18 protein-coding genes are annotated in these 17,602 nt (G+C 67.7%); 7 read left to right on the top strand and 11 right to left on the bottom strand.

Translation table 11 applies throughout. From position 1 onward, the window contains the following. Positions 1–61 precede the first annotated feature (61 nt). Entirely contained in the window at positions 62–1,537 is a 1,476-nt protein-coding gene (nifD, locus tag GRF61_RS13330) for a nitrogenase molybdenum-iron protein alpha chain (RefSeq protein ID WP_133593342.1), read from the bottom strand. A 119-nt stretch (positions 1,538–1,656) separates the two neighbouring features. Further along, complete coding sequence (nifH, locus tag GRF61_RS13325; RefSeq protein WP_169151134.1) at positions 1,657–2,550, bottom strand: nitrogenase iron protein; 894 nt, start codon at positions 2,548–2,550, stop codon at positions 1,657–1,659. Between the two features lie 296 nt (positions 2,551–2,846). Between nifH and GRF61_RS13320 the strand changes: the two genes are divergently transcribed. From GRF61_RS13320 to GRF61_RS13300, 5 genes are all read left to right on the top strand, one after another. After that, positions 2,847–3,623, top strand: a complete 777-nt coding sequence (locus tag GRF61_RS13320; protein ID WP_211165943.1) for an NAD(+)--dinitrogen-reductase ADP-D-ribosyltransferase — start codon at positions 2,847–2,849, stop codon at positions 3,621–3,623. 227 nt (positions 3,624–3,850) lie between these two features. Then, positions 3,851–4,699: an SIR2 family protein gene (locus GRF61_RS13315; RefSeq protein WP_169151132.1), complete on the top strand. Its 849-nt coding sequence runs from the start codon at positions 3,851–3,853 to the stop codon at positions 4,697–4,699. A 24-nt stretch (positions 4,700–4,723) separates the two neighbouring features. Then, positions 4,724–5,122: a hemerythrin domain-containing protein gene (locus tag GRF61_RS13310; RefSeq protein ID WP_169151131.1), complete on the top strand. Its 399-nt coding sequence runs from the start codon at positions 4,724–4,726 to the stop codon at positions 5,120–5,122. Between the two features lie 384 nt (positions 5,123–5,506). Continuing rightward, positions 5,507–7,147, top strand: a complete 1,641-nt coding sequence (locus tag GRF61_RS13305) for a DUF3300 domain-containing protein (protein ID WP_169151130.1) — start codon at positions 5,507–5,509, stop codon at positions 7,145–7,147. Positions 7,148–7,173: 26 nt separating this feature from the next. Beyond that, positions 7,174–7,737, top strand: a complete 564-nt coding sequence (locus GRF61_RS13300) for a YSC84-related protein (RefSeq protein WP_169151129.1) — start codon at positions 7,174–7,176, stop codon at positions 7,735–7,737. Positions 7,738–7,788: 51 nt separating this feature from the next. On the opposite strand, the gene GRF61_RS13295 is transcribed toward GRF61_RS13300, so the two are convergent. From GRF61_RS13295 to nifB, 8 genes are all read right to left on the bottom strand, one after another. Continuing rightward, positions 7,789–8,733, bottom strand: a complete 945-nt coding sequence (locus GRF61_RS13295; protein WP_169151128.1) for an ADP-ribosylglycohydrolase family protein — start codon at positions 8,731–8,733, stop codon at positions 7,789–7,791. Positions 8,734–8,746: 13 nt separating this feature from the next. Continuing rightward, positions 8,747–9,322, bottom strand: a complete 576-nt coding sequence (locus GRF61_RS13290) for a nitrogen fixation protein NifQ (protein ID WP_169151127.1) — start codon at positions 9,320–9,322, stop codon at positions 8,747–8,749. 66 nt (positions 9,323–9,388) lie between these two features. Further along, positions 9,389–9,739, bottom strand: coding sequence for a 2Fe-2S iron-sulfur cluster-binding protein (locus tag GRF61_RS13285; RefSeq protein ID WP_169151126.1), 351 nt, complete (start codon positions 9,737–9,739; stop codon positions 9,389–9,391). Between the two features lie 47 nt (positions 9,740–9,786). Then, positions 9,787–10,074, bottom strand: coding sequence for a 2Fe-2S iron-sulfur cluster binding domain-containing protein (locus tag GRF61_RS13280; protein WP_133593362.1), 288 nt, complete (start codon positions 10,072–10,074; stop codon positions 9,787–9,789). A 10-nt stretch (positions 10,075–10,084) separates the two neighbouring features. Beyond that, the gene (locus tag GRF61_RS13275) at positions 10,085–11,374 is read right to left on the bottom strand and encodes an FprA family A-type flavoprotein (protein WP_169151125.1); all 1,290 of its coding nucleotides are present in this window, start codon (positions 11,372–11,374) and stop codon (positions 10,085–10,087) included. Further along, entirely contained in the window at positions 11,371–11,814 is a 444-nt protein-coding gene (locus GRF61_RS13270) for a hypothetical protein (RefSeq protein WP_348982394.1), read from the bottom strand. Before GRF61_RS13270 ends, GRF61_RS13275 begins: the two co-directional genes overlap by 4 nt. A gap of 76 nt (positions 11,815–11,890) precedes the next feature. Further along, positions 11,891–12,175 (bottom strand): YfhL family 4Fe-4S dicluster ferredoxin, encoded by a 285-nt coding sequence (locus GRF61_RS13265; RefSeq protein ID WP_169151124.1) that lies wholly within the window; start codon positions 12,173–12,175, stop codon positions 11,891–11,893. A 65-nt stretch (positions 12,176–12,240) separates the two neighbouring features. After that, a complete protein-coding gene (nifB, locus tag GRF61_RS13260; RefSeq protein WP_169151123.1) occupies positions 12,241–13,734 on the bottom strand; it encodes a nitrogenase cofactor biosynthesis protein NifB in 1,494 nt (497 codons plus the stop codon). A gap of 345 nt (positions 13,735–14,079) precedes the next feature. Between nifB and GRF61_RS13255 the strand changes: the two genes are divergently transcribed. Continuing rightward, positions 14,080–15,645, top strand: a complete 1,566-nt coding sequence (locus tag GRF61_RS13255) for a YiiX/YebB-like N1pC/P60 family cysteine hydrolase (protein WP_169151122.1) — start codon at positions 14,080–14,082, stop codon at positions 15,643–15,645. Positions 15,646–15,655: 10 nt separating this feature from the next. Here GRF61_RS13255 and GRF61_RS13250 read toward each other — a convergent pair whose 3' ends face one another. After that, the gene (locus GRF61_RS13250) at positions 15,656–16,405 is read right to left on the bottom strand and encodes a sulfite exporter TauE/SafE family protein (RefSeq protein WP_169151121.1); all 750 of its coding nucleotides are present in this window, start codon (positions 16,403–16,405) and stop codon (positions 15,656–15,658) included. 137 nt (positions 16,406–16,542) lie between these two features. Between GRF61_RS13250 and GRF61_RS13245 the strand changes: the two genes are divergently transcribed. After that, positions 16,543–17,445: a LysR substrate-binding domain-containing protein gene (locus tag GRF61_RS13245; protein WP_169151120.1), complete on the top strand. Its 903-nt coding sequence runs from the start codon at positions 16,543–16,545 to the stop codon at positions 17,443–17,445. Positions 17,446–17,602 lie beyond the last annotated feature (157 nt).

The raw sequence follows: 17,602 nt of genomic DNA, 5'->3' as shown, positions 1-17,602 counted from the left end.
GTGCGAGTGCATTCGGTACCCCACGCGCCAGGTCGGCGCGCGGGGTTCATCCAAGAGGTGATCAGGCAGCGGCCTTCACTTCCTCGGTCGCTTCGGTCTTCTTCCACGGCGGGGTCTGCTTGCCCCAGCACGGGTTGTTCAGGGTCATGTCCATGTCGCGCGCGAAGATCGCGAAACCGTCATAACCGTGATACGGACCGGAGTAGTCCCAGCTGTGCATCTGGCGGAAAGGGATGCCCATCTTTTGGTAGATGTACTTTTCCTTGATGCCGGAACCGACGAGGTCGGGCTTGATGCGCTTGACGAACTCTTCCAGCTCGAAGCCGGTCACGTCGTCGTACAGCAGGGTCGCATTGCCCATTTCCTGGATGGTGCGGTCGTAGTCGTCGTTGTGCGCGAACTCATAACCGGTGCCCACCACTTCCATGCCCAGGTCTTCGTACGCGCCGATGACGTGACGCGGACGCAGGCCACCGATGTACAGCATGACGCGCTTGCCCTGGAGACGCGGCTTGTACTTGTCGACGACGGCTTGCATCATCGGCTTGTACTTGGCGATAACGCGCTCGGCACCTTCCTTGATCTTGTCGTCGAAGAAAGCGGCGATGCGGCGCAGGGATTCTTCGATCTTGGTCGGGCCGAAGAAGTTGTATTCCATCCAGGGAATGCCGTACTTCTCTTCCATGTGCCGGCTGATGTAGTTCATCGAGCGGTAGCAGTGGAGGAGGTTCAGCTTGGCCTTCGGGGTGTTCTCCATTTCGGCGATGGTGCCGTCGCCGGACCACTGGGCGATCACGCGCAGGCCCATCTCTTCCAGGAAGATGCGGGAAGCCCAGGCGTCGCCGCCGATGTTGTAGTCACCGATGATGGTGACGTCGTACGGGGTGCCTTCGAACTCCTTGCCGTCGCGGTTGGACAGCACGTAGTCGCGGATGGCGTCGTTGGCGATGTGGTGGCCCAGGGACTGGGACACGCCACGGAAGCCTTCGCAGCGGACCGGCACGACAACCTTGTTGTACTGGGCGGCAGCCTTCTTGGACACGGCTTCGATGTCGTCGCCGATCAGGCCGATCGGGCACTCGGACTGCACCGAGATGCCCTTGTTCAGCGGGAACAGGCCTTCGATCTCTTCCATCGCCTTGGCCAGCTTCTTGTCGCCGCCGAAGACGATGTCCTTCTCCTGGAAGTCGGACGTGAAGTTGATTTCGGCGAAGGTGTTAACGCCGGTGGTGCCCACGTAGTAGTTGCGGCGGCCGCCACGGGAGTACTGGCCACAGCCAACCGGACCGTGGGAGATGTGGATCATGTCCTTGACCGGACCCCACACCACGCCGCGCGAACCCGCGTAGGCGCAGCCGCGGATGGTCATCACGCCGGGCAGCGACTTGCGGTTGGAGGTGATGCACTTCTTGGACTGGGTGACGCTCTGATCGTTGACCGCCAGGTGCTTGGCGCGGTCTTTCTTCGCCTTCTCGGGATAAACCTCCAGCACCTCCTGGATGAGGGCGTCGGTTTCTTCGCGGGTCAGGTTCGACATCTTGCTTCTCCTTTTCATGCCGGCACCAATCTGTGCACGACACTCAAGACAGGATTCAAGTCCGGGCGCGGCAGGCCCCGCCCGGGTTCACTCGATTGAGACTTGCTTCGGTGAAACGCTCAGGCGGCAGCGCCGGCCTTCAGTTCGGCAGCGGTCTGGCCGACGATGGACTCGTCTTCCTGTTCCATGATGCCGAACTCCATCAGCAGCTGTTCCAGCTCTTCCATCTCGATCGGGGTCGGGATGACGAGCTTGGTGTTGTTCAGCACCTTCATCGCCAGTTGGCGGTACTGATCAGCCTGCTTGTGGGTGGGGTCGTACTCGATGACGGTCATGCGGCGGATTTCGGCGTGCTGCACAGCGTTGTCACGCGGCACGAAGTGGATCATCTGGGTGCCCATGGCAGCAGCCAGGGCCATGATCAGTTCGTCTTCGCGGTCGGTGTTACGGCTGTTGCAGATCAGGCCGCCCAGGCGCACGCCACCGGAGTTGGCGTACTTCACGATGCCCTTGGCGATGTTGTTGGCCGCGTACATGGCCATCATTTCGCCGGAGCAGACGATGTAGATTTCCTGAGCCTTGTTTTCGCGAATCGGCATCGCGAAGCCACCACAAACCACGTCGCCCAGCACGTCGTAGAACACGAAGTCGAGGTCTTCGTCGTAAGCGCCTTCTTCTTCCAGGAAGTTGATGGCGGTGATAACGCCACGGCCAGCGCAGCCGACGCCGGGTTCCGGGCCACCGGACTCAACGCACTTCACACCACCGAAACCGACGGACAGGACGTCGTCGAGTTCGAGGTCTTCCACCGAGCCAGCTTCAGCGGCCAGGTGCATCACGGTGGTCTGGGCCTTGCTGTGCAGGATCAGACGGGTGGAGTCGGCCTTGGGATCGCAACCGACGATCATGACCTTCTTGCCGGCTTCGGCCAGGGCCGCAACCAGGTTCTGGGTGGTGGTCGACTTGCCGATACCGCCCTTGCCATAAATGGCGCATTGACGCAGCTTTGCCATGTTAAAACTCTCCTCGTTGAAGAAAAAACGTCCGGGTGTCCTGGGCCCGGAAGGACATTCCCCGGCGCCCACAGCCACTACATGGCAATCGCCGTGCCAGTCGCAAAAAGCTGAGTCAAATGACTGTTTTCAAAGAAGAAAAATTTCACCCGATAAAAGCGCTCGTAGGGGTTTCAAGCAGCAAAGGGCGTCGTTGTTCCGACAATGCCCCCACCCTTTGTAAGGCCAACAACATCCCTTTCGAGCCCAACGCCGAGCAACTGCGCCTCAGCGTTCCGGCGGCCTGTCGCAGGCTGGTGAACCGCTGCAATCTGCCGGCCGAGGCCCTGGCCAGCCTGGCCTTCCAGCTCGGCCCCCAGGCTCTGGAACTGGACGGCGTCCTGCCGCTGCACCAGCCGCTGTTCCGGCATCTGGACGACTGCGCCGACACCGAGGAAAGGGCGCAACGGTTCCAGTCCTATATGAATGCGCATTTCCTGCTGGACGACGCCCCCGCCCAGGGACTGTCGGACAGCGCCCGCGTGGACCGCAGCCGGCTGGATTACCTGCGGCTGCTGCGCGGCTGGCTGTTCGATTCGGAAGGGCGCGAGGGCGCGGTGCTGAAGGCCTGGGTGGAATCGCGCTTCGGCCTGCTCGCCACCTTCCACCGCCGCCGGCTGGAGGGGGACGACACCCCGGCCCGCGCCGCCTTCGACCGGGAAGCCGCCGGCGGCCTCTATGGCACCGGCGCGCTGGAAGCGCAGGTCGACCTGCTTTACGCTTGGGCGCAATACGAACTGCGCCGCCGCCTGCCCGGCCGCAGCCATCTCACGCTCTATCGCGGCTTCTCCAGCCAGCAAGCGATGGAGCCGCTGGCCCGACTGGAACACGGCCGCTCGCTGGTGGCGCTGAACAACCTCAGCTCCTTCTCCAGCAGCCGCGAGCGGGCGGACGAGTTCGGCGACCGCATCGTCGCCTGCGCCATTCCACTGGAGAAGGTGCTCGCCTTCACCCGCCTGCTGCCCGGCCGGCTGCAGGGCGAGGACGAATACTTGGTGATAGGCGGCGTGGTGATGGTCGAACAACTGGCCTGAGACACCCCGCCCGCCAGCCGCTGTCGCAAAGCCGACAACTGCCCTACAGCACGCCGACATCAACCGCAGGCACCTCACCGCATCTGCAGCCGCGCCTCTGGCCGCAGCGCCGCGCTGCGCGCCACTGCGGCGGCCCCGCGCCCCGATGCGCCAATGGCATCGTTCTTGCGGTTTCCCTGTCCGGAGCGGCCCAGACCGCTTCGCCCGACCTCGACAAGGAAACTCCCATGAACGCTGTCTTCGATCAGATCCGGGCCGGCCTCGCCGCAGGCGAAGTCGTCCCCTTCATCGGCGCCGACGCGCTCGCCGACGTCACCCACGCGGGCGACGGCCGCAAGATTCCGGCCACCAGCGACGAACTCATCTATTCCCTGAACAACGGCCAGCCAATGGCGCCGCGCCTGATGTACGAATTCCCGCGCGCGGCCATGAACGTGGAGCTCAAGCGTGGCCGCAGCGCGGTCAACCGTTGGCTGGAGCAGACCTACGGCGACAAGAGCTGGTCCGAAGCCTCGCTGCACCGCTGGCTGGCGGAGCAGAAGCTGCCCTACATCGTGGACATCAACCGCGACACCGGCCTGCAGAAGCTCTACGCCAACCGCCCGCACACCCTCATCGCCGGCGTCGCCCGCATCGCCGGCACCGCCTACCGCTACAAGCTCTACAAGCACGACGGTGAGCAATACAGCGCCGCGGTGGACGAGAGCGAGATCGACCCGGCCGCGCCTATCCTGTTCAAGCCCTGTGGCAGCCCCTGGCCGGAAGGCAACTGGATCGCCTCGGATGCCGACTTCGTCGACTACATCACCGAGCTGATGGGTGGCTTCGCCATCCCCGGCTTCCTCAAGCAGCGGCGCGCCGGCCTCAAGTATCTGGTCGCCGGCATCCGCTTGAACCGTGACACCCAGCGCATGCTGCTCTCCGACATCATCTTCAGCGCCGCGCAACCGGCCGGCTGGGCGCTGATTCCCGGCGCCAATGACAAGGAGAAGCGCTTCTGCGCCCGCCTTGGCCTCACCGTCATCGACGCCGACGTGCGCGAACTGGCCGGGCTGCCGCTGGCCGAAGCCGCCTGAGCGCAGCCACCCGAGCGTAACCCGATGAGCATCTTTGCCTGGGACGACGCCCGCCACGCCCTCGGCGTGGCGGAAATGGACCACACGCACCGCGAGTTCATCGCACTCGCCGACCGCCTGGCCAGCGCCGACGACAACGCCTTCCCCGCCCTGTTCGCCACGCTGCTGGACCACACCCGCAGCCACTTCTCCGCCGAAGATGCCACCATGAAAGCCACCCGCTTCAGTGCCATCGGCGAACACATCGGCGAACACCAGCGGGTGCTGATGGAGCTGCGCCAGTTCAACCGCAGCGTGCAGGCCGGCCGCATGCGCATGGCCCGCGCCTATGTGCGGGAGAACCTGCGCGACTGGTTCGACCTTCATCTGGCGACCATGGACTCGGCGCTGGCGGCGCACCTGAAGCAGATCGGCAAGCACTGAGGCAGCGGGCCAGCAAACACCGCCCGCCCCTTCCGCCCACCGGCGGCGACAGCCGCCGGCCCGGCCCCTGGGCATCGCCTTCACGCTCACCGGCATGTACCCCCACACGCGGCTGCCGCAATGCGGCCTCGGCACCGCCGCCGCGCAATGACGCCGGCGCCCGTGAGGATTTCCTCAAGCACATCGCGCCCCCTCGTCTAAGCTGGGTCTTCCAGCATTGCACCGGCGAGAAGCAATCAGCAACTCGCCACCGCGGAACCCGCGGAAAGCCTCGAAACACGCTTTACAGCCGGTCACATACTGAGAGGCTCAGCCGCTATCAATGCGGAAAGTGGCCGCCTATGCTGGGTTTCCCGATAACAGCCTTTCTGGCGGAGAAGCACCATGCGTCGCTTCCTACGTGACGTTGCCCGCGGCCTGCTCGTCACCCTCTGTCTGATGATGACCGCCCACGCCCAGCAGGATGAGGGCCGCCTCGCGCGGATGGATCAGCTGCTGGCACCCATCGCGCTCTACCCGGACGCCCTGCTCAACCAGATCCTGATGGCCTCCACCTATCCCGCGGACGTGATCGAAGCCGCCGACTGGTCGCGCGCCAATCCCGAACTCAGCGGCGACGAAGCGGTGCGCGCGGTGTCGCGCTACAACTGGGATCCCAGCGTGCAGTCGCTGGTCGCCTTCCCCCAGGTGCTGGCCACGCTGGAAAGCCAGCCGGACTGGGTACAGGAGTTGGGCGACGCCTTCCTGGCCGAGCCCGGGCTGGTCATGGACAGGGTGCAATACCTGCGCCAACAGGCCCGCCGCCGCGGCAACCTGGCGAGTAATACCCGACAGCGCGTCATCGTCGAGAACGGCCCCTCCAACGGCGTCCGGCGCGATGTCATCGTCATCGATAGCGTGCGCCCCACGGTGGTCTATGTGCCGGTGTACGACCCGGTGGTGGTGTTCGGCCCCTGGTGGTGGCCGGCCTTCCCGCCCTACCATTTCGCGCCGCCGCCTCGTTACGGAATGTCTCTGCAGTTTTACGGCAGCATCGGCTTCGGCGTCGGCGTCTTCATCACCGACGCGCTCTGGAGCCATAGCGACTGGCATCGCCGCTACGTGCTCATCGACGTGCCGCGCTACAACCGCCTCTACCGCGCCCACCCCCTGCCTCCAGCCTATGACCGCCGGCCGTGGACGCACGACCCGGCCCACCGCCGTGGCGTCGCCTACCGCGACCTGAAGGAGCGCGACCGCTTCATCCCCGCGCCCGGCTTCGGCGGCACCGCCCGCCCCACCGGCAGTGCCGATGGCAGACCCGACGGACGCCGCGAGAATCGTCCGGATGGCGCGGACTGGCGGCCCGGCGGCCCGCCGCCACGCCCGGGCGAAGGACCGCGCCCCGGCGGCCGCGCCGACGATCCCCGCCAGGCCCAGCGCGAACGCGCCCAGGAAATGTTCCGCGAACGCGGGGGCTTCGGCGGCCCTGACGGCAAGGACGAGCGCCGCGGCAACGACGAATTCCGCCGCAACGAGATTCCCCAGCAGGGACGCAGGCTGGAAACCGCCCGGCCGGGCGGCGACCGCCGGCCAGCGGAAGAACGCGGCCCTGGCGGTGACAACCGCCGGGAGAGCGCGATGCCCGCCCCCGGCCCGGCATTCGGCAACGGCCCCAACCCGCCGGACCGCCCCGGCCGCGGGCCGGAAGGGGGCCGGCAGGAAGACCGCCGCGGCCCTGAAGCCCGCGTCGCCACCACCCGGCCAGCCGAAGGGCGGCCAATGCCAGGCCCGGAACCCCGCCCCTCACCCGGGCTCACGCCCGGCTATGGCCGCAACGACAACCCGCAAGCCAGCGAGCGTGGCCGTGGAGGGCCGCAGCGCGAGGGCGGCATGCAGGAACGCCGCGCCGGCCCGCCGCCGGGCGCACAGAGAGAAGAAGCTCGCAGCGCCCCTTCCCCTGGCGACCGCGAGAACCGCGGCGCCAGCGGTGGCCGGCCCAATCCCGGCAACCGCCCGGAGGCGCGTGACAACAACGACCGTTGATTCCCCGCAGAGAGATGGAGTTTGCGATGTTCCCGCGTAGTCGCACCGCCCTGGCCCTGCTCCTCCTCGCCACCGCGTCCTTCACGGCGCAGGCGGCGGACGAGGCCGCAAGGCAACGGGCGGAAATCCGCCGCATGTGCGATGAAGCCCTGTCCACCCTTTACGCCGCCCGCCCGGCGGCGCGTACCATCGTCGCCCGCTCCGCCGGCTACGGCTGCTTCTCCGGCTTCGGCGTCTCGCTGTTGCTGGGCGGAGCCGGTGCCCGCGGCCTGGTGCGCGACAACGCCAGCGGACAGGAGGTGTACATGAACATGGGCCAGGCCAGCGCCGGGCTGGACATCGGCATCAAGGATTACCGCGAGGTGCTGGTCTTCCGCGATCGCGAGACCATACAGCGCTTCGTCGACTCCGGCTGGCAGATCGCCGGCAGCGCGAATGCCACGCTGCGGGTCAGCGATCGTGGCATTGCCAGCGAGATCACCGAAGCCCTGCGCGATCCCATCGCCATCTACCCGATGACCCGCGCCGGCCTGGCTGCGGGCGTGGCCGCAGGCGGCCGCCGCTACTGGCGCGACGACGACATCAACTGAGCCGGGGCCGGGGTCGCCGGCCACCCAGGGGATCTTGCCGGGCCGCCCTGCTCATCCGGCCAGCGCCAGGTCCGCCGCCAGGCGGTCGCGATACGCCGGCGACAGCGCCAGCAGTTCCGTCGCCAGCCGCACGCACCGCCCTCTCACCGCCGCTTTCACCCCCTGCCGCCAATGCCGCGGCAAGCCGGTTTCACCGCACAGCGCCCCCATGACCATGCCGGCGATGGCACCGGTGGTGTCGGCATCGCCACCGCGATTGACGATGTCCACCAGCACCGCCTCGAAACCGTCGTTGCCATCTATGGCCTGGAATACCGCGCGCAGGGTGTCCACGATGTAGCCGCTGGGGTTGTCGCAGCGGCGGTCGCGGAAGACAAAAGCCGGCTGCTCGGCGACCAGGGCGTGGGCCTCGGCGATCACCGCGCCGATGCCGCCCCCGCCGATGGCGGCCTGCACCATGCACACCACGCTGCGGGTGGCGGCATCCGTGAGCGGGTTGTGGTGGGTAACGCGGCCCTGGCAGTCCGCGGCGGCGGCAATGCGCTCCGCCGGCGCGCCGAACAGCGCCAGCGCCACCGGCAAGCAGCGCATGGCGGCGCCATTGCCGGCGTCGTCCGACTGCGGCGCTTCGGCGGTGCCGTGAGTGCGCCAGCGCAGGATGCCGCGGCGCACGGTATTGCCGATGTCCACCGGCTTGGCCCGCATCCAGCCGTCGAAGGCGCGGGCGCAGGCGGCGGCGTCCGGCTCGGCGCCGGCGGCCAGCCAGGCTTCGGCCAAGGCAAAGGTCATGGTGGTGTCGTCGGTCACTTCGCCCGCCGGCAGGCGCAGCCAGCCGCCGCCGCGGATGCGGTCATGCACGCCGTACTGGGCAACGATCTCGCGCGGCGTCATGAACTCCACCGTGGCGCCCAGCGCGTCGCCTATCGCCAGGCCCAGCATGGCGCCGCAGGCGCGGTCCAGCAGTACCGCCGGGTCGGGCACAAAGCCGGGCGTCATCTGGCGCGCGGCCTTACTCTTCCGGGCCGAAGCAGGCGGCGAAATCCACACAGGCCTCGCACGAGGGCGAGGTGCAGACATAGATGCCCTCGCGCTGGCACAACTCGCGGTAGAGGAACTTCTTCCACTTCATGTCGCGGGTGTTGGCGGCCGCCAGCTCGGGGAAGTTGATGGCGATCAGCTGCGACAGTTCGCGCCGCGACGGCAGGCCGAGGTCCTGCCACAGGTGGTCGGAGCCCATGCAGCCGGTGGCGAGCACGATGGCCATGTCGTCCGCGCTCTCGGCAACGTCGTCGGCATGGCAGCCGATGAAGCGCACCAGGTCCTCGAACTCCGGGTACAGCGTGAGCGCAGGGGCGAAGTCGGTCTTCGGCTGCCAGGCGAGGCCGGGGAAGTGGCGCGCCATCAGGCGGGCGAAGCGGGCAGGGCCGAGACCGAGGTCGGACGGCAGCACGCCGTCACCCAGTGTCCAGCCGGCGATCAGGTGAGCGAGGAACTCGTCGTTCGGCGTGCCGGCGGCATGGCGCATCAGGTGGGCGTGCAGGGCGACGCGCGCCGGCGAAGGACGGTGGCTGAGTGGAGCGAGCATGGCGGAACTCCTCATCGGAATCGGGGCCGCATCCGCCGAAACGGCGGCGCGGCCGTTTCAGTCAGGTCAGTATTCGACCAGCAGGTCCTCGTCCCGCAGGACGAGCTGACAGGCCAGTCTCCACGGGGTGGTGGGCACATCCTCCACCCGCATCTTCTCGATCTCCGCGTCGGAGATCTTCTTGTGCTCCTTCAGCACCTGCACTTCCTTGTCGGTCAGCGGGCCGGCCATCGCGCCTTTCTTCGACAGCACGGTGACCTTGATCAGACAGGTGGCGCAGTTGCCATCCCCACAGGAGAAATCGATGGGGATGTGGTTCTCCTTGGCGACCGTGAGGATGGTCTGGGTGTGGGAGCCGGCGACGGCATACACCGTCTTGTCCTTGTGGATGGGGCTGGAAAACATCACGTTCGGCATGGTTGAACTCCTGTTGAATGGTGAATCTCTCTGTCAGGGTCCGGGGTTCAGCCCGGCCGCACCACCACATGCCCGCCAAGCACCTGGGCCTGACAGGCGAGGCGGTTGCCGATGCCGGCGAAGTTCTCCTTCAGCACCTTGTCCTCCAGCACCGAGGGATTGGCGAGGTTCTCGCTGCCACCGACGATCTTCATCATGCAGGTGCCGCATTCGCCTTCCCGGCAGCCGTAGGTGATGCCGGCGCCGACTTTTTCCGAGACTTCGATGAGACGGGTACCTGCGGGCACGGTGACGGTGACTTCGATGTCCTCGAAGGTGACCTGGGCCTTGGGCATGGAATGACTCCTAAGCAGAAAGCGCCTGGGGCGCGGTGAAATCGATATGACGGGGGCCGGCACGGCCCACCAGTTGTTCGGCCAGGTCGCGGCCAAAGCCGGCGCACTCGGCCAGTTCCTCTGCTGTTGGGATGAGCTTCACTTTCACGCCGGATCGCGGTACCCGCAGCTTGAGTCCGCGCAGGCGGTCCTCGATCAGGCCGACCGCCTCGCCGCTCCAGCCATAGGAGCCGAAGGCACCGCCGAGCTTGCCCTTGACCTTGACCAGGGTGAGCGAGGAGAGCAGGTCCCACACCGGCTTGACCGCGTCGCCGTTGATGGTCGGCGAGCCGAACAGCAGGCCGTCGGCCTCTTCTATGAGATCGGCGAAGGGGCCGGGCTCGCCGCCGACCAGGTCGTACAGCGATACCCGCACGCCCTCCACGCCCTCGGCACCGTCGCGCACCGCCTGCGCCATGCGCGCGGTGTTGCCGTAGGCGCTGATGTAGAACACCAGCAAGGTCTTGTCGCGGCCAGCGGCTTCGTTGGCGAGCAGCGGCTCGGCCAGCTGGCGGTAGCGGCGCACATAGGTCTGCGGGTGGTCGCGCAGCACCGGCCCGTGGGCGGGGGCGATCAGGCGGATGGGCAGCGGCTCGATCAGCGCCAGCGCCTGCAGCACGAACTCGCGGAAGGGCCGCATGATGTGCTGGTAGTAGTAATCGAAGGAGAAGCGGAAATCGCCGGCGCGGTCGTTGAACAGGCGGGCATCGCAGAAATGGCAGCCGAAGACGTCGCCGGAGAACAGCAGGCCATCCTCCTCCACCCAGGTGCATTGGGTGTCCGGCCAGTGCAGGTAGGGCGTGGGCAGGAAGCGCAGGCTGCGCCCACCCAGCTCGACCCGGGTGTCGTCGGTGACGGCGACGATGCGCTCCGGGTCCAGGCCATCCTTGAGCAGGCCTTTGAGCATGCCCAGCGCCGGCCGCGAGATGTACAGCGGCGCCTGCGGCGCGGCCGCCAGCAACTCCGGCAGCGCACCGGAGTGGTCCGGCTCCAGGTGGTTGAGGACGATGGCGCGGATCTCTTCCGGCTTGCAGCAGGCCCACAGGCGGGCGAAGAAATCGCCGGCGAAGTCCTCCTTCACCGTGTCTATCACCGCCACGCCGTTGTGGCCGCGCACCGCGTAGGCGTTGTAGCTGGTGCCGTTGGCGGTGCGCAGGATGATGTCGAACTGGCGCATCTCGGGGTCGAGCGCGCCCACCCAGTGCACACCGGGGGCAACCGCCACCGGCCTGCCGGGGATGACGGCATCCGCCAGGCTCATGCCTGCACCGCCGCAGGCGGCGGACAGTAGGCGGCGGGCGCGTCGCCGTGGGCGCAGCCCTCAGGTGCCGGGCCTTCGGCCAGGGCCACGCCCTGGGTCGCCAGCCAGGCGGTATCGAAGCCGCTGGCGCGGGCGTTGCCGATCTCCATCAGCGGCCGGCGGATCAGCAGCGGCTCCGCCGCCAGGCGTTCCAGCGCCGCCTCCGGCGTGAAGGCGGACGGCACCACCGCGCCGGACTTCACCGCCGGCGCGGCCGGGTTGAACCATTCAGCCACCGGCCGGCGGCCGAGAAAGCCCGCCAGGCGGGCAGGCGTCCACGGCTCGGTCAACAGGTCGCGGACTTCGACTTCACAGCCAGCGGCCTGCAACAGGCGGATCTGGCGGGTATTGGTGGCACAGCCGGGCTTCCACCAGAAACGGATAGGCACAGTCGTCGTCACGACAGGCTCCTCTCGGTTGCCGCGGGTGTGCGCTCACCCGCGGGGAATGCGAAGGCGCGCGGCCGCGCGCCGGGAATCAGTTACGCACCACCGTGCCGGTGGTGTTGTATTCCTCGATGAGATGCAGCGGGATGCCGGTGAGCGAGCCCAGCGGGTTCAGCGGATCGCCGATCTCGTCGACGATGGCCGCCTCGATCGGACAGATCTCGGCGCACTGGGGCTTGTCGTAGTCGCCCAGGCATTCGGTGCACTTGTTCGGGTCGATGGTGAAGACCGGGTTGCCGGCGCTGATCGCCTCATTCGGACAGAGCGGCTCACAGGCGTAGCAGCCCACACAGACTTCGGTGATTTCGAGTGCCATTTGCTGCCTCTCGGATAGCTAGGGGGAGAAAGCCCCCGCGGCCCGCGCCGCGGGGGCCCGCGCACTCAGGCCGCGGCCTTGGCGGTGGCCGGCTGATCCAGCTTGCCGGCGGCGGCCAGTTCGTCGTACACCGCGCGGATCGCCTCTTCGATCGGCTCCATCGCGTGCTCGCCGTTGGGCTGGATGCCAGCCTTCTCCAGGTCGGCCCAGGGCTCGAAGCCGATCTTGCTGGCCAGCAGCACTTCCACCCCTTCCAGGCTCTTGATGATCTGGCCGAGCACCGTCTCACCGTCGCCACAGGACTCGTCGCCCATGCAGTAGGCGGTGCACTTGCGATGGCCAAGGAAGCGGTGGCCCACGCTATCGACCTCGTACACCAGGAACTCGTGAGCGTGGCCGAAGTGCTCGTTGATCACGCCGCCGCCCTTGCTGGCGATGGCGATGCGGATGGGACGGGTGGCGGGCTTGTCGCTGGCTTCGGCCTCGAACTTGGGCGCGGCCTTGAGCGCGCGCTTCATTTCCAGCTCGGAGGTGATGGCCTGATGCACCTTGGCACGCTCCACCATGGCGGTGGCGTAATCGACTTCCATCTCGTCGATCTTGTCGAGGGTGAACTCCTCGCCGCGGTCCTCGCCCAGCAGGCCGACCGCGTCGGCGCGGCACTGGCGGCAGTGGCGCATCATCGACATGTCGCCGGAGCAGGAATCCTGCAGGGCCTCAAGCTCCAGCGGCGTCGGTTCGCGCTGGCCCATGATGCCGTAGTAGGTGCCGTGCTCCGCTTCGGCGATCAGCGGCATCACGTTGTGCAGGAAGGCGCCTTTGGCCTTGACGATCTTGGAGACTTCCTTCAAGTGCTCGTCATTCACCCCCGGGATCATCACCGAGTTGACCTTCACCAGGATGCCGCGCGAGGTCAGCATCTCCAGGCCCTTCTGCTGCTGCTCGATCAGGATCTTCGCGCCATCGACGCCGAAGATGCGCTTGTTCTCCCAGAAGATCCACGGGTAGATCTTGGCGCCGATCTCCGGATCGACCGTGTTGATGGTGATGGTGACGTGGTCGATGTTGTGCTTGGCCAGCTCATCCACGCTCTGCGGCAACGACAGGCCATTGGTGGACACGCACAGCTTGATGTCCGGCGCCTCCTCGGACAGGCGGCGGAAAGTCTCGAAGGTGCGCGCCGGGTTGGCGAGGGGGTCTCCGGGTCCGGCGATGCCCAGCACCGTCATCTGCGGAATCGCGGCGGCAACCGCCAGCGTCTTCTTCACCGCCTGCTCCGGGCTCATCACCTCGGACACCACGCCCGGGCGGGATTCGTTGGAGCAGTCGTACTTGCGGTTGCAGTAGTTGCACTGGATGTTACAGGCCGGGGCCACCGCCACATGCATGCGGGCGAAGTAGTGGTGAGCCTCTTCGGAGTAACAGGGATGGTCCTGCACTTTGCTGCGGATGTGATCCGGCAGGTGGCCCAGCGCGTCGGGCGCGGTGCCACAGCCGCTGGAGCTGCACCCGCCACCCGAGGCCTCGGGTGCGGAATTGCTGATAACCGGGAGTTCCATTGTCGATCCCCTTTAGCGAAGTCGTACGGCAGGACTTTCGCAAGGGGCGTGCCAGTGCACTTTCACGCCACATCACTTTGAAAACAAAAGACTATCCAAATTTCATCAGCAGAAACTTGTCGGCTAGACCACAGCCTTTCGTGTCCGACTCCAAACAAGCCGCGGTCGACAATCCAGCGCTGCGCGCGGTCTCGCGCGAACCCCGCCGGCAGCGCGGATTTGCCCGCGCCCGGGCGGGCGCCTAAGATCCCGCCCTGCGATGCCATGCACCTAGCCGGAATACATGCGATGACGCCATGCGCATCGCCCCGGCCGCTCCCCGCAACGCTTACGTCCCACGCCGCCATGCCCGCTCAAACCTTCCGCCGACTGCTCACCGCCACCTTCATTGCCGCCCTGCTCAGCCTCGCGCAGGGCTGCGCCAGCTGGGGAGAGGCCAGCCACAGCACCGCGGCGGACGTCCCTGGCCTGGATCCGCTGGCGCTCAACCTCTCCAGCTGCAGCGCCCCGGCTGCGGAGCTGGATCGGGCAGCGATGACGCAAACCCTGGCGGACTACCAGCAACTGTCGGAAGAAGCGCTGAGCATGCGGGCGCAGGCCATCCGCCTGTACCACGAGCTGGATGCCAAGACCGCCCGGCGCGAAGCCCTGAGCGGTCATGATCTACAACGCCTCAACAGCGGCGCCGCCGCCCTGCTCGCCCAGCGCAAGGCCCTGCTGCAGATAGCGTTCGCCCACGAATGCTGGCTGGATGACGGGGAAGCAGCAGCAGCCGATGCCCGCGCCGTGCGCCGCGCCGGCATCCTGATGTCGCTGGCCGCCGCGCTCACGCTGTACGACAACTACCTGTCCGCCATCTCGCTGTACCACGACGACACCGCGCTGCGGCAGCACCTGAACCGGCGCGACAGCGGCTTCGACATCGACCACAACGAGCTGGACCGCATCACCAGCGCCTTCTCCTCGCCGGCCTACCGCCAGCGGGTGCGCCGCGGCCTGGAGTGGTACGAGCGCAACGCGGCGATGGCAGATACCGATGACATCGAAGGCAGCGCCTACCTGCAGCGCCTGATAGCGCAGAGCCCCTCCTACCAGCTGGTGCAGCGCAACAGCCCGCTGCAGGAGTTCGGCACCCACGTCGGCCTGCTGCGACTGGCCGCCAACGATGCCCTCACCAGCCTGCGCAGCGAGGGGGTGAACTTCTCCAGCCTGCTGTTCGGCAACACCATAGGCTTGATCGAAACGCGGCGCGGCAAGCTGGACAAGCGGCCGGAGGTACTGGCGCAGGTCAGTCGGCAGCTGCGCGCCGGCGACATCCTGCTGGAGAAGACACCCTTCCGCCTCACCGACACCTTCATCCCGGGCCACTGGGGCCACGCCGCCATCTGGATAGGCAACGAAGCCGAACTGCGCGCGCTCGGCGTCTGGGAACACCCGGTGGTGCAGGCCTACCAGGCGGAGATACGCGCCGGCCACGGCGTCGTCGAAGCGCTGCGCTCCGGCGTGGAGATGAACCCCATCGCCGCCTTCCTCAACATCGACGACCTGGCGGTGCTGCGCGGCGAACAACTGAGCGACGCCGAGCGCGCCAGCGTCGTGCTGCAGGCACTGCGCCAGGTCGGCAAGGCCTACGACTTCAACTTCGACGCCGAGACCACCAAGCGGGTGTTCTGCTCCAAGCTGGTCTATCTCGCCTATGGCGACATGCAGTGGCCCACCGCCCGGGTATTCGGTCGCGTCACCATCAGCCCGGACAACATCGCCGCCCGCGCCGTCGGCGACGGCCCGCTCAGCGTCGCCCTGCTCTACCACGACGGCCAGGAGATCACCGAGGATCCGCGCGCCCTGCTGGCCCAGCTCACGCGCCACGGGCCCGAGCGCGTCGCCCGCAGAGAAACCGCCGCGCGCTGAAGCGCGGCGCCTAGAACCCGCCACGCAGCAGCAGGTAGCCGCCCAGCGCCAGCAGCCCCCAGAAGAACAGCCGGCGGAACAAGGCCGGTGCCAGGCGCTGGCGCAAGTACTGCCCCAGCATCATCCCGCCCAGCGCCGGGAACAGCGCCAGCAGCGACACGCCCGCCGCCTCCGCGCCCATCAACCCGCCCGCGCCCAGGCCCAGCAACAGCGCCACGGTGGCCACGGTGAAGGACACACCCAACGCCTCCACCAGTTCCTCCCTCTGCAGCCCCAGCCCCTGCAGATACGGCACCGCCGGCAGCACGAACACCCCGGTAAGCGCACTCACCATCCCGGTCGCCACGCCCACCGGCAGCGCCAGCTTCTGCTCCCACGCTGGCGGAACATGCAGATTGCGCCCGGCCAGTCCGATCAACCCGTACAGCACCAAGGCGAACCCCAGCCCCTTGCCCGCCCAGGGCGTATCGGCGCCCGGCAGCCAGGCGATGCCCGCCCAGGTGCCGGCGAGGATGCCGGCGGACAACCAGCGGAAACGGTACAGCGCCGCCCGCGGTGCAGGGCCGGTGGCCAGTTGCAGCACATTGGTCAGCAGCGAGGGCGCGAGCAGGAAGACCACCGCCTGCGAAGGCAGCATCACCAGCCCCAGCAGGCCCACCGCGACCGTCGGCAGGCCCAGGCCAATCACGCCCTTCACCAGCCCGGCGAGGGCGAAGACGAAGGCGATGAAGCACAGCAGCAGCGGAGAATTGAGTTCCATGGAGCCATCATGCCCGCGCCGCCCGCCGACCCGGAATGCGGAATCGCCGCGGCCAGCCTTCGGCCAGAACGAAGGCTGAACGCCGCCGCTCATGGCACCATGCGACCTTCCCCGCCCCTTGCCACGGGATAGCCGCCATGCGCTTCGACCTGAGCGACCTCAAGCTCTTCCTTCACGTACTGGAGGCCGGCAGCATCACCGCCGGCGGCAACCGCGCCCATCTGTCGCTGGCCTCCGCCAGCGCCCGGCTGAAAAACATGGAAGACGCGCTGGGCGTGGCCCTGCTGCTGCGCGACCGCCGCGGCGTGCGGCCAACGCCGGCCGGCATCGCCCTCGGCCACCACGCCCGCTGCGTGATGCAGCAGATCGAATGCATGCGCGGCGAGCTGGGCGAATATGCGCGCGGCCTCAAGGGTCACGTACGGCTGCTGTGCAACACCGCCGCGCTGAGCGAATTCCTGCCGCAGGCGCTGGCGCGCTTCCTCGCCGCCCAGCCCAACATCGACATCGACCTGGAAGAGCGCCTCAGCCACGAGATCGTGCTGGCGGTACTGGACGGCAGCGCCGACCTCGGCATCATCTCCGACGCCGCCGATCCCGCCGGGCTACAGCTCTACTCCTTCCATGACGACCGCCTGGTGGTCGTGACCGGCAAGGCCCATCCGCTCGCCGGCCTGCGCCGGGTCGCCTTCGCCGACACCCTGGCGCACGACTTCGTCGGCCTCGCCGGCGACGCCGCGCTCAACGCCTACCTCGCCGGCCATGCCGCCCAGGCCGGCCGGCGGCTGCGCTACCGGGTTCGGCTGCGCAGCTTCGATGCCATCTGCCGCATGGCCGAGAGCGGCGTCGGCATCGCCATCGTGCCAGAGACCTCCGCCCGCCGCTGCCGCCGCGCCATGGCCATACGCTGCGTGCCGTTGAGCGACGCCTGGGCGATGCGCCGGCTGCTGCTGTGCGTGCGGGATGCCAACGCGCTGCCGGCCCACGCGCGGCAACTGCTGGACCATCTGCGCGCCGACGGGCCGGGCAAGGCGGGCTGAACCACTGCGCCTGTCACCCGCGGAAAACAAAACGGCCCTGCCCCCAAACCGGGAACAGGGCCGCCCAGGCGCTTGCGCCCGCAGCCAGCCCGGTCTCCCGGGCCCGCCTGCGCGCTCAGGCCTCCAGCGCCTTCACATGCGTGATCACCTCGGCAAT

Source organism: Azoarcus sp. TTM-91, from assembly GCF_012911025.1.
Classification (GTDB): Bacteria; Pseudomonadota; Gammaproteobacteria; order Burkholderiales; family Rhodocyclaceae; genus Azoarcus.
This window is presented reverse-complemented; position numbering and strand designations above follow the sequence as displayed.